Here is a 13,105-nt window from a genome sequence, read left to right as displayed (position 1 = left end):
GTTACCCCTAAATAGAATATTTTAGATTAAAAGAAACGTAGTCGCGGTCTGAGAAAGTATTTATATCACCGCCACCCCAAAACGAGTTGTAGCTCACATCAAGTGACCACGCATTTTGGTAATTAAAGTTCATGGTTGCGCCTAATGACTTACGGTCTTCAATAAATAAGAACATAGGATCTGGCGTATTACCATTTACGTCATGAGAAAAAACAAAACGTGGTGAAAAGTTAATGCCATTATAAAGATTAAAGTAATCACCTTTAGCAATTAGACGATAACCCCATGATGAAGCTGTCGCGAATGACTTCTCTTCTGCACCATTAGATAAACCAAGTTGTAATGTTGAGTAATCAGTAGTACCTGGACCGGTAATTGTTCCGCTTCTACCTGTACCCGATACATTTAAACGCATCTCATCATAAGTAGGCATACTGTGAATACGTACTCCACCTACTTCACCTACTACAGCCCAACTATCAGCTCCCAATGAAGGACCAAATAAATGAGTCGCAGTAAATTGTAACTGTGATGTGTTGCGTTCAATATAACCTTGTGCAATTTCACCCGGACCTACAGAGCTTATAGCATCGCCAAAACTCATCTGTGAAATACCAGCAAAATCAGGGCGAATACCAGCAACAGCTAACTGCTCAGGCATTGCTGTGTAAAGTAACTCAACGTCATCAATTTGCAGTGGTTCATCTTCGCGAAAAGTAAACTCACCTGCAAATGCAGTTTCGCCCAATGACGTATTAAAACTTAAACCATAAAGCTTAATATCTTCTGGGTATTCGTTGGTTGCTTTAGAAAAGGCTTGAAGCTCAGAAATATTATTGCTAGTAATTTCAGTACCACTTAGCAATATCGATAAATCTTGAGCAATTGCTTCTGAAGTAAAGTTAGATACACGACCAGAAATAAGTGGACGGCGACTATGATAATTCACATGATATAATGCAACCTCAGTGTCATTAAAATCAGGTAAAAACACACCTAGGCGTAAGCCGTATTGACCACCATCATCTGGTTCTGACTTACCATCATCGCCTTTACCTTTTAACGCAACCTTAGTTGGATGCGCAAGATACATTTGAGCTAGTAATGCACTGCCCTCTGCACTTGAAGGATCAATACCTTGAGCTGCAGCGGCTTGAGCAAAATCTGTGGTTAAGTTATTTAAGCTATTTGTTAAAAATGCTAAATCTATATCAGGATTAGAAGTAAAACCCAGTTGAACATTTTGTTGATAGCCATTTTCAGCAGCAAAATCATTAGTAGAAAAATAAGTGCCCGCAGCTGGCAAGCGAGTTTCTTGCCATTGGTACTGATAAAAACCCTCAAGGGTAATATTTTCAGTAATACCTAATGAAGCCCACAACATTCCAACCGGAATAAACGCTTCTTTAAGCTCAGCACCTGGTGCTTTTAAACGGTCTATATCAACTGGGTTTACGTTAATACCATGAGAGATAAGTGTACTTTCTCCCCAGTTAACTACTTGTTGACCAATTCGAACAGAAAGAGGGTTATTACCATCATTTAAATCGAAATCAGCCCATACAAACGCATCAAGTAAACGAATATCTGCACAGCTTTGCGCTTTTGTCGCTCTATCGTCACATGGGTCTACACCTTCACCAGACGTTGGGTTGGAATAGGCATGATAACCATCCATAAGTGCAAAGTCGTAAAAATACATAAAACGAGTAAACAGACCATAGTTATCTTTATTGATTGATAAGTCGTGCGTACCCTTTAATAATTTAGAAAATGAATCACCGCTATCAAAATTTAAATTACCTGCATCACCATTATTTGAGTATGAACCCGGTTGAGCCCATACATCTTGTGATGAATAAATTGTATTTGATGCAGGATGATAGCCTGTCCAATCAAAAGCAGGATTGTTACTTTTACCTATTAAGTTAAAGTCCCTGTCTTCTACTCGAGTACTCTGTCCATATGAAAAAGTTGAATCGAAGGTAATATCAAACCCTCCGGCCTCAAATGTTACAGCGTGTGTGTTGGCTGCAGATAGCCCTAAGCTAGCGGCTGCTAGACCTAAAACAATTTTATTTCGAACAAAAAGCGATCTTCTTATCATTGTGGTTCCCCCCTGTCGCGGGTCATTTTGTGTGATCAAGTTATTGTTTTTAGTGTAATCGTAACGATAGAAGCGAATTAGATAAATTACAAATTAGTCGCATCCAATCAGTTATAAATTTTTTAAATGGCTGACGTTTACGTATTGGTAAGACGTCGTACCAGATAATTTATACACGTTATTTAACAATAGGACAAATTGAAATTAACAAAAAGATAATATTTTTATAATTATATAACATAAAAATAAAGTGTTAAGCCACTCGTTCAATGCGAATAAATTTGTTTTCGGGGGTTAATAACATTCTAAAACGACCACGTATTCCCAGGCTAGAAATATAAGGTCTTAAATGATGGGCAGAAAAACGAATGGTTTTCCCGCCATCTTCAACTACTTGCAATGAGCTAAAACGACCATGGTAGTAATCCATGCAGTCGCTATAGCTCAGTTTTAAACTAAAATAATACTCAGTCATCTAGGCAAGCGCTTTCTCTACTTTTTCAAACAGATCATCGCTAAGACCATCTAAATTAGCCAAACGTAATAGTTGCTGTTTCATCGCTTGTGCACGCTCACCATCATAACGTTTCCACGACATAAACGGAGTAAGCATGCGAGATGCATTTTGTGGATTTATTGCATTAAGTTTTATTAATAAATCACCTAAAAGCGCATAGCCCTCACCATCAGCACGATGAAAGTGCTGTGTATTAAAATGGCTAAAACTACCCACTAGTGCGCGAACGCGGTTAGGATTTGAAAAATCAAAACATGGGTGCTCATATAACGCTTTTATATTTGCAATAGCATCATCTGCGGTTTGCATAGCTTGCAGAGCAAACCACTTATCCATAACCAATACATCATGACGCCACTGGCTATCAAAATGATTTAGTAACTCGTTACAAATTGGGTGCGATGCTTTAACTGCAGCGCTCAATGCACCTAATACATTGGTCATATTAGATGAACCAGCAGAATGCCTAATAAAGTCTGATGCATGAGGACTATCTGTTTGAGCCAGATAATGTAAACACAACTGCTTTAATGAACGAATAGCCACCGCACTTGCACTTACACTCCCATCATCTATTAGTGATTCAAAACATGTTATAAATTCAGCAGTTAGAGCTTCGGCAATTTGTTTTTCAAACGCATTAGTTACGGCAATAATGTCATCAACTGGAATTACGTCAAATTCAGCCGCTAATGTATCAAAACTTGGTAGTTTTAGTAGTTCTGCAATTAATGCTAAATCACCTTGTTTTGAGCTTACTAAGGCGCGTAGCGACTCAATAATCTCATCACTTAATAGGTTACTACTCGCTTTAATTACATTATCTTTAACTGCATTTATAAATAATTGTTGTTGAGCATCCCAGCGTGAAAAATCACTACGAGCAAAACGCATTATATGCAGTAAATCTTGCTCACTAGTTTGCTGAGTTAAAATACAAGGTGCCGAGAAACCTTCAAGCAATACAGCAACCGGTTGTTCTGTAATATTATCGAACTTAAATGTTTGCGTATCTTTAGTTACATCAAGTACATAGTCAACTTTTTCGCCTTTATATTGTAATTCAATGCTTTTACCATTCGAATCCAATAATTCAATAGCAAAAGGAATATGCAATGACTTATTATTTACCTGATTAGTAGGCGCAGTTTGCTCTATTGTTAAACTGTATGTATTTATATTTGCGTCATAATGTTGTATCGTATTTAAACGAGGTGTGCCCGATTGACTATACCAGCGTTTAAATTGCTCAAGGCTTACGCCCGATGCGTCACTCATTGCACTCACAAAGTCATCGCAAGTAACTGCTTGGCCATCGTGTCGCTCAAAATAAAGTGTCATACCTTTTTGAAAGTTAGTTTCACCTAGTAATGTATGCATCATGCGAATCACTTCAGCACCTTTGTCATACACGGTAACCGTATAAAAGTTATTCATTTCAATAACTTTTTCAGGGCGAATAGGATGCGACATAGGTCCTGCATCTTCACTAAACTGGTGAGTACGCATTACTTTTACTGCATCAATTCTGTTTAAAGCCCGTGAACCTAAGTCACTACTAAACTCCTGATCTCTAAATACCGTTAAACCTTCTTTTAGCGATAATTGAAACCAGTCTCTACAGGTAACTCGGTTGCCAGTCCAGTTGTGAAAATACTCATGCCCTACTATCGATTCAATCGTATGGTAGTCTTTATCCGTTGCAGTTTCTTGGTTTGCTAAAACACATTTACTATTAAAAATATTTAAACCTTTATTTTCCATTGCGCCCATATTGAAAAAATCAACGGCTACAATCATATATATATCAAGGTCATACTCTAAATTAAAGCGTTCTTCATCCCACTGCATTGCTTTTTTTAGCGATGCGATTGCGTGAGGAGTTTTCGACAAATTTCCTTTATCAACAAACAGCGCTAATTCAATATCTCTACCACTTTTAGTAATGTAATTATCTTTTAAAACATCAAAATCGCCAGCAACCAATGCAAATAAATAACTTGGCTTTTTAAACGGGTCTTGCCATTTTGCAAAATGACGACCATCTTTTGTTTCACCACTATCGACTTTATTACCATTTGAAAGTAAATGTGGGTATTTAGTATCGGCAATAATAGTTACGTCAAATGTAGATAAAACATCAGGACGATCCATGTAATACGTAATTTTTCTAAAACCCTGCGCTTCACATTGCGTGCTATAAGCACCACCCGATAAATAAAGCCCTTCTAGTGATGTATTCGTTTCTGGTGATATCTCTGTCACTATATTGAGTTGGCAGCTATCTGGCAGGTTATTTATAATAAGTTGCTCGCCCACTATTTCATAATCAGTAACATCAACTGTATCAATCGATAAAGAAATTAGGCGTAAATTAATACCATCTAGCACTAATGGTGCATTTTTAACACCACTACGATTTAGCGTTAACAACGCACTTACTTTAGTCGTTAAAGGCTGTAAATCAAAAGTAAGTTCTGTGTGGTCAATTAAAAAATCCGGAGCTTTGTAGTCTTTTAAATATTGCGTTTGAGGTTTGCTTGATTCAGTCATATATACTCCAAAAAAAGCTCCTTTGAACAAAGGAGCTAATTAAATTAGGCAGATTGTTTTGGCTTAATACGTAAAATTTTAATACCTAAGTAGGCATAAATAACCGCTAAAACAGGGTTGATTAAGTTAAAGAAAGCGTAAAGTGCATAATCAAAAGGGTTTATTAATAGAACGCTTTGCATGTAAGCACCACAAGTGTTCCACGGAATCAGTGGGCTTGTAATAGTGCCACCATCTTCTAATGTACGAGATAAATTTACAGGCTTTAACCCCCGTTTTTCGTATTCATCTTTAAACATACGCCCAGGTACTACAATTGCAATGTACTGATCTGCTGCTATAACGTTAGTACCAATACAAGTCGCAATCGTTGCTGCTATTAGTGAACCCGTACTTTTAGCTATTTTAAGAATACTTTTAACAAAAATATCTAAAAGACCCGTTTTTTCCATAATGGCACCAAACATAAGTGCGGTCATTATCAACCATGTTGTTGTTAACATACCTGACATACCACCGCCACTGAGTAATGAATCCATTTTAGCATCACCGGTACTTATGCTAAAACCATCAAAAAAGGTAGTCCAAACCAACTTAAAATAACCGACTAATTGACCTTTAGATACATCAATTTGGCTGCTAATTAAATCTGATTGAAATAACATAGCCCAAATAGCACCAACTACAGCGCCAATAGAAATAGCTGGGAAAGCAGGCATTTTTCTAATCGCTAAAACTAAAAGTACAATTAACGGTATTAACATTTCAAAACCAATATTAAAGTTTTGTTGTAAAATAGCTGTAATTTCATCAATGCGCCCTGCCTCGCTTGACGCTGTGGCATTAAAACCCATAAATATAAATATAATAAGCGCTATTACAAAGCTGGGAACTGTTGTCCATAGCATATGTTGAATATGCTCAAATAAATCAGCACCAACAACAGCAGGTGCTAGATTAGTTGTTTCCGATAGCGGACTTAGCTTATCACCAAAATAGGCGCCCGAAATTACAGCGCCTGCTGTAACTGTTTGCTCAAGCCCAAGACCAGTAGCAACACCAAGTAACGCAACACCAATAGTTGCTGCGGTTGTCCAAGAACTTCCAATACTCATTGCTACAATGCCACAAATTAAGCAACTTGCTGCATAAAACCAACTTGGGTTTATAACCTGTAAGCCATAGTATATTAAGGTAGGAACAGTCCCTGATAGCAACCAAGTGCCTATCAAAGCACCTACCATTAATAAAATTAAAATAGCACCAAGCGATAAGGTAATACCTTCAATCATAGCTTGTTCTAGTTTTTTCCACGTATAGCCATTTTTAAGACCAATTAATGCGGCTGCAAAAGTAGCAAATAAAAGTGCAATTTGATTCGGACCTGATGATGAACTATCACCAAATAAATATACGGCTGCACCTAACAAGCATATTAAAACAGAGATAGGAATGAGTGCGTCAAAAAACGAGGCGGGCTTGATTGGTTTATCTTCCAATGGCTTCAAAGTAGAGACTCCTACACACACTTAATGTGTGTTTAATTATTATTTTTAGCACATTTAGCGCATGAATTGGGTAATGCAATATCAACCCAACTTTATGTAATCGGTAATTATAGCAATTTAGTAAATTATAGGTAGTAAAAAAGGCGCTAAAGCGCCTTTTTTATAGAGGTAAAACCAATAGTTATTTTTTAGCTATACGACCATATTTAATGTAATCCTGAGTAATTAATGCCGCTTCTTCTAAAAACGGGTCAAGCTCTTCAATTACTTCTGGTAGGTCATCTAGGTTTTCAACCGGATCTTTACCTAAACGCTTAAGACGTTCGTTTGTACGTACAAGTGCACGTGCTTCACCTTCATCTTTTTCTTTAATACGTTTTGCTTCAACTAAAGATATTGTTTTACGATCTTTCTCTTCATTGTACAAAGCAATGTCGTCAAATACATAACCAAACTCTGGTTCCGATTTAATACGCTCTTCATGATATTTTTCAAGATACGTAATAACTGGCGTTAAGTTATGCAATTTATTGTACTTAGCTTTAACAATACTATCCCATGGCAAAGCATTATCTTGTTTGCTTTCGCCCCACTCAGCAGGATCAATTGCTGATGGAAATGAAATATCTGGAATAACGCCTTTGTGCTGTGTACTACCACCATTTATGCGGTAAAACTTAGCAATAGTATATTGCACACTACCAAGCTCGTTGTCGTATAAATCGTATGGGCGACCTAACCCTTTATGCTGTTGTACAGTACCTTTACCAAACGTTTGCTCGCCAATAATAACAGCACGACCGTAGTCTTGCATTGCAGCAGCAAATATTTCAGATGCCGAGGCGCTGTATCTGTCTACTAGTACAGTAAGCGGACCATCGTAATAAGTAATACCATCACGGTCTCTCTGCTCTTCAATTCGGTTATTTAAAGTATGAATCTGAACAACAGGACCTTGATCAAAAAACAATCCCGAGAGCTGTGTTGCTTCATATAAAGAACCACCGCCATTTTGACGCAGATCAATAATAATCCCATCAACTTTCTGTTCTTTAAGCTTCGCAAGTTCTACTTTTACATCTTTTGAAAGATTATTGTAAAAACCAGGAATTTCGATTACTCCAACTTTGCTTGTTAAATCAGAATATTTAGCTTCAAATACTTCTGACTTAGCTGCTCTGTCTTCTAAGCGAATTTTATCACGCGTGATTTCAACAACTTTAGGCGTGCCATGTGCATCAGCGCCTTTTAAATACTGTAAACGTACTTTGGTCCCTTTAGGACCTTTTATTAAGTCGACTACATCATCTAAACGCCAGCCAATAACATCAACGAATTCTTCGTCATCTTGAGCAACACCAATAATGCGATCGTCAGCTTTTATCTGATCAGTCTTATCTGCTGGGCCACCCGGTACTAAACTGCGGATAACCGTATAATCTTCATCTGGACTTAATACAGCACCTATACCTTCAAGTTCTAGGTCCATGTCCATTTTAAACTGTTCAGCACGACGTGGTGATAAGTAAGACGTATGTGCCTCAATACTACGTGCCAAAGAATTCAATACTAATTGAAATGCATCTTCAGGGTTTGATTGTACTAAACGCTTTTCTGCATTTTTGTAACGTTTGGTCAGCACTTCTTTAATGCCTTCCCAATCTTTACCGGTCATTTTTAAACGTAAAGCATCGTACTTAACACGTTCTCGCCAAATTTCGTCAAGTTCAGTTTGCGATGTTGGCCATGCTGCATCTTCGCGGTCAAAAAAGTATTCATCTTCTTTATCAAACGTCATTTCTTTTTCAAGCAAAGTAAGTGAATACTCGTAACGTTCAAAGCGGCGTTTAAGGCTTAGATTAAAAATATCAAACGTAAAGCCTAATTTACCGGTAGTTAAAGCGTTATCAAAGTCATCACGATACTGTTCAAAAGAAGCTATATCACTTGCTAAAAAAACGCTTTTATTAAAATCAAGGGATTCGATATAACGATCGTAAACTTTACTAGAAAGCTCATCGTTAAATCGAACCGGTATATAGTGTGAACGAGCAAATAAGCTAGCCACTCGCTTGCTGGCAGTACCATGTTGACTTTCTTGCTTAAGTAAAGGCAAATCATCTATCGTAACGGCTTCTACAGCAGCAAATAATGAACCTGAAAACAGGGCAGCAACTAACGGAATGAGCGTAAACTTTTTACTCATACACAACTCCTTAATTTATTTACAACTTAAATGATGTATAAGCTGTCAGCTTTGGTTTTAACTTGCATACCTGTCACTAATTCAACATGAACGTCGTCTTTGTTTACTTCAGTGATTACTGCATTTACAAGTGCTTGGCCAAGTTTAACCTTAACCTTGTTATTAACCTTGACCTCAGTTGCTGGTAAAGGTTCAATTTTTCCTGAACGCTTAACCGGTGCTGCTTTAGCAGATTTATTAGCAGGTGAAGCATTTTTGTCACCTGTTTTGCTAGCATGAGCTGGTTTTTTCTTGAAAGATTTTGAATCAGAATCTTGGCGAGGACGCTGTTGTTTTTTGCGTTTTGCCATTTTAGCGCGGCTTTCTTCCAATGCTTTTTGTGCATGGTCGATATGCTCTTGCTCAACTTTTTCAGCTTGATTACCATCAAGATCAATACGAAACTCTGACTTAGTCACAGCTTCTAAATAACGCCAATTAGACGTGTATTTTCTAAGCGCTTGACGTACTTGAGTCTTACTTACTTTTTCAGACCCTTCAATACGCTCAGCAATATCTTTAAAAATACCGACTTTAAGCGGTTTGATACCGTCTTTTTGTTTAAAACATTGAGGGAATTCTTGATATAAAAATTCCAACACTTCATTAATATCTTTTAGCTTGTTTGTGGTTTCCATTTTAGAACCTATTTTTCACATCTTTCATCAAGGGACGAATCGACGTAGTGTATTACCCAGTCGACCAGCTCTTCAAAGTCAGCTTCAATTACAGCCATATCACCTCGAAGGTGTTCCCAAATACCATTAATTGTTTCATCAATAAACTCACACTCTGCATCATCTGGAAGACGATCCCAAGCTATGTGAATCAAATCATTGAGCGTTTCCGCTACATGTTCTTCTTCGCCTTCCCAGTCGCCAACATCTTGTACAGCAAATAGGTAGTCTTGAACATTTAGCAAATCTTTCATTACAGGCTCGCCTCTAAGCATTTTACTAATGCTTCAAGACCGGCTTTGTCATCAGTATCAAATCGGCCAATACTTGGACTATCGATATCGAGTACGGCAAATACTTTACCATGTTTCATGATAGGTACAACTAATTCAGAGTTAGACGCTGCATCACAGGCTATATGCCCATCAAAAGCGTGAACATCTTCAATTAATTGTGTTTCTGCGGTTGCTGCTGCAGTTCCACATACCCCTTTCCCTACTGGGATACGAATACATGCAGGGTTACCTTGAAACGGGCCAAGTACTAATTCAGTAGGAGAATCCATAAAGTAAAAACCCGCCCAATTTACATCTTCTAAAGAGGTAAATAACAGCGCGCTTATATTTGCCAAATTGGCAATTACATTAGATTCACCAGCTATCAGCGATTCAGTTTGCTTAACTAATGACTGGTAAAAATCGTGCTTTTGCATACCAAACTACTTCTTATTAAACAGACAGTAGCTAAAGGTACTCTTTGTCGTGAAAAATTGGAACCTTTTGAAGGTAAAAAAAAGGAAATCGCACCGTTTATCAGCGTGCTTGGTTAATAATGCTGCGATTATTTTTTACCGATTTGCGAAGACCAAATAAAAACAGTCCGGCCGCAAATGCTGACATAACACTATTAATCAAAAATATCTCGCCAGTAGAGGCACTTAATAAGTAACTAAATATAGCGCCACCTAACAAACCAAGCGTTAATACACCTGAATAATTAACTTTAGAATACTTAAACATTAGTAAGTACCCTGGCACAACAAAGGCCGCCATCGTTAAGCCTACAATATGTGCATTTGAGATAGCAGTCATCAACAGTTGAAAAAATACGGATAAGAAATCACCCTGTAGCGTTAGTGCATAATACAATCCTAACAAGCTGCCAATAATTACCGGGGACAATAATGAAAGCGCGACGCTTTTTGCGAGTTGATGTTTCATCTAATAATCCTTAATACAGAGTATAAATTTTAATGTATTAAGCATGCACCAAGATCTAAAGCTTAGAAATAGAGACTATGGTCGTAATTTATGATTAAAAATAAACCTTATTGCAGTATGAGCCTATTAATAAATTAATAGACTCATACGTTTGGGTTATACTTATCAAAGTGCTTATAACTGAGCTATTTTATTTGATAACTCAAAGTGGCGAGATGTTACTATTTCCTCTAGCACTGCCAATCTTTTGTTCAACATCGCTGTTTGTTCCTCTAATTTTGTTATCTTATTATTATTCAGTCCTTTAAATTTTACTTGCGCTGCCATTATTGTAGTTTTATAGGTGAAATAACGTTTAGTAATAGTAAGAATCAAAAAGGGTGAGCTAAATATAATTATTACAATAAATAGTTCTAGCATGGTCGTTTCCCAATCAATTTAAGTAAGCTTGTTGCGTATAAAGGCCACTTTTAGTGCATTGAAATAATTTTGATAATGTAACTTCGCGCTGCTTTCCTCGTCGAATTAGCATCTCAACATACACAATACTTAACACAATGGCTGTTGCTTTAAATAAGTTACCTTGTAGATCACCTGCTGCGCCGCCCGACATACCAAATATTCCGTAAGCTGCATTCATAAAAATATGCATCCACATAGGAAACCAAATACGATAACCACATTCACAATATAGCCACGCAAACCATGTACCTGCTACAGTAGTGATCGCAACCGCCATTAATGCAGAAATCGCATCATTACTTTGATAAATATGACCCAGGCCAAATATTACTGAACTAATTAATGCCGCAGGCACAAAGCCCCATCTACAATATTTAAATAAAACACCAAACAATGCAGCCCTAAAAATTAGCTCTTCAAAAAAACCCGCATAAACTGAGCCGGTGATTATTGCTGGTATTGATAGGTTAAGTTCATCACTCAAAAATCCATAACCTATTGCCATAGGAGCACAACAAATAATTGCTGCGAGTGCATAGTTAATAAAACCAGAAGAATTAAGCCCTATAGATTCAAAAGGCTCACTTTGTTTAAACAAAATAATAGCCGCAATAACTAACGGTCCATATAAAAAAGTATATTTAGCGGGGGTAAATAAAATGCCAGTTAGATTATCAAGTTCAGACAACCAGCTAGACCAACCTTCTCCCCAAAGCTGCCTCATTACATAGTGGCAAAACACAAATATAGAAATTATTACAAGTGCCTTGATAGCGTATTTCATATCTACTTTCCTCGTTAAGTTGTTAATTTCAACTTAATCTTGGCTATAGTAAAAATACAAAGCGACATATTAGGTCTCAATTACAAGACGAGGTATAAAGCCCATGTTTTAGGGGGGATTAACATGTTTTTGGGATTAATGACAAAGCATCCTTTATTACTTTTACATAAGAACGAGACACCGGTATTTTAATATCAATTGTATGCAGCGATAATTGCAACCCTCCAGCATTACCACTGTAGTGCTGAATGTTTTGCAGGTTAACCGCATAAGAACGGTGGCATCGTAATATAATTGTATTTTCTGGAAGCTGCTTTAATAAACCGCTAAGAGATACACGTAATAGTTTACGTGAAGTTGAAGCTCCTTCCATTATTGTTATTTCACAATAGTTGTCTGAAGATTTAATAAATAAAATATGGTGATGAGCCGTGTTAATTTCGTCGTTTTTATTATCGCCTTTAAGAGTAATTGTCTTTAATTCAACTTCTCTCAACTGCTCTTGATCGACGCTAACTGTACTTGGCTTAGTTAAATCTATTACATGCTTATTTACCACAAGTAAAAAAATAAGAGGAAATACACCAATACAAAAAATATACCCTACAAAAAGTAATTGATTCTGCCAATGCCAAGACCCAAGTACAGCAACCACAAAATACCCATGATTGAATAACGCAGTAATTAAAATATATGTGATAGGAATAATAATTAAACGGCTTAATTTACTTAGCTTAAACTTAAGTAACACTATTTCTATAAAACCTGACAATAGCAAAGCACAAAAGGTTACTAACCCATAGCCAAAAAGCCGCAGAAACTTGTAAGACTCGGTATCGCTTGAAGTGCCAAAAGGTTGAAATACAAAAAGTACAAAAAGCGCTATAAACGAAAACATGACGGCACGATATACAACTAACTTTCTCGAATCTAGATCATCTTTGAGCCACAACATCCTATTTTGCATACCTTTAATCCACCAATATTTAAAAATAGCACACATTAATATGTGCATTCCAACTCATTTAAAAA

At 37.0% G+C, this 13,105-nt stretch carries 12 protein-coding genes; all 12 read right to left on the bottom strand.

What is annotated here, in order from left to right; translation table 11 throughout:
- Positions 1-7: 7 nt before the first annotated feature.
- The gene (locus I6F65_RS03765) at positions 8-2,107 is read right to left on the bottom strand and encodes a DUF1302 domain-containing protein (RefSeq protein WP_166109142.1); all 2,100 of its coding nucleotides are present in this window, start codon (positions 2,105-2,107) and stop codon (positions 8-10) included.
- Positions 2,108-2,360: 253 nt separating this feature from the next.
- Positions 2,361-2,582: a DUF2835 family protein gene (locus tag I6F65_RS03760; RefSeq protein ID WP_033024233.1), complete on the bottom strand. Its 222-nt coding sequence runs from the start codon at positions 2,580-2,582 to the stop codon at positions 2,361-2,363.
- A complete protein-coding gene (gene pepN, locus I6F65_RS03755) occupies positions 2,583-5,177 on the bottom strand; it encodes an aminopeptidase N (protein WP_197111614.1) in 2,595 nt (864 codons plus the stop codon).
- 44 nt (positions 5,178-5,221) lie between these two features.
- Entirely contained in the window at positions 5,222-6,685 is a 1,464-nt protein-coding gene (gene nhaC, locus I6F65_RS03750) for a Na+/H+ antiporter NhaC (RefSeq protein WP_197111612.1), read from the bottom strand.
- 181 nt (positions 6,686-6,866) lie between these two features.
- Positions 6,867-8,891, bottom strand: a complete 2,025-nt coding sequence (prc, locus tag I6F65_RS03745; protein ID WP_197111610.1) for a carboxy terminal-processing peptidase — start codon at positions 8,889-8,891, stop codon at positions 6,867-6,869.
- Between the two features lie 26 nt (positions 8,892-8,917).
- Positions 8,918-9,568 carry an RNA chaperone ProQ gene (gene proQ / locus I6F65_RS03740; protein ID WP_024609847.1) on the bottom strand — a complete coding sequence of 217 codons (651 nt, stop codon included), beginning with the start codon at positions 9,566-9,568 and terminating at the stop codon, positions 8,918-8,920.
- A gap of 8 nt (positions 9,569-9,576) precedes the next feature.
- Complete coding sequence (locus tag I6F65_RS03735) at positions 9,577-9,861, bottom strand: hypothetical protein (RefSeq protein WP_024609848.1); 285 nt, start codon at positions 9,859-9,861, stop codon at positions 9,577-9,579.
- Positions 9,861-10,319, bottom strand: a complete 459-nt coding sequence (locus I6F65_RS03730) for a GAF domain-containing protein (RefSeq protein ID WP_024609849.1) — start codon at positions 10,317-10,319, stop codon at positions 9,861-9,863. The genes I6F65_RS03735 and I6F65_RS03730 overlap by 1 nt, the downstream gene beginning before the upstream one ends.
- Positions 10,320-10,419: 100 nt before the next feature.
- Positions 10,420-10,827, bottom strand: coding sequence for a hypothetical protein (locus tag I6F65_RS03725; protein ID WP_024609850.1), 408 nt, complete (start codon positions 10,825-10,827; stop codon positions 10,420-10,422).
- Positions 10,828-11,001: 174 nt separating this feature from the next.
- Positions 11,002-11,247 carry a hypothetical protein gene (locus I6F65_RS03720; protein WP_024609851.1) on the bottom strand — a complete coding sequence of 82 codons (246 nt, stop codon included), beginning with the start codon at positions 11,245-11,247 and terminating at the stop codon, positions 11,002-11,004.
- 13 nt (positions 11,248-11,260) lie between these two features.
- Positions 11,261-12,073, bottom strand: coding sequence for a CPBP family intramembrane glutamic endopeptidase (locus I6F65_RS03715; RefSeq protein WP_197111608.1), 813 nt, complete (start codon positions 12,071-12,073; stop codon positions 11,261-11,263).
- 118 nt (positions 12,074-12,191) lie between these two features.
- Positions 12,192-13,088, bottom strand: a complete 897-nt coding sequence (locus I6F65_RS03710; protein ID WP_231613101.1) for a LytTR family DNA-binding domain-containing protein — start codon at positions 13,086-13,088, stop codon at positions 12,192-12,194.
- Positions 13,089-13,105 lie beyond the last annotated feature (17 nt).

Origin of the sequence: Pseudoalteromonas sp. SWXJZ94C (assembly GCF_015864385.1) — a bacterium.
Lineage (GTDB): Bacteria > Pseudomonadota > Gammaproteobacteria > Enterobacterales > Alteromonadaceae > Pseudoalteromonas.
The sequence above is the reverse complement of the archived record's forward strand: the minus strand, read 5'-3'. Positions and strand labels throughout refer to the sequence as shown.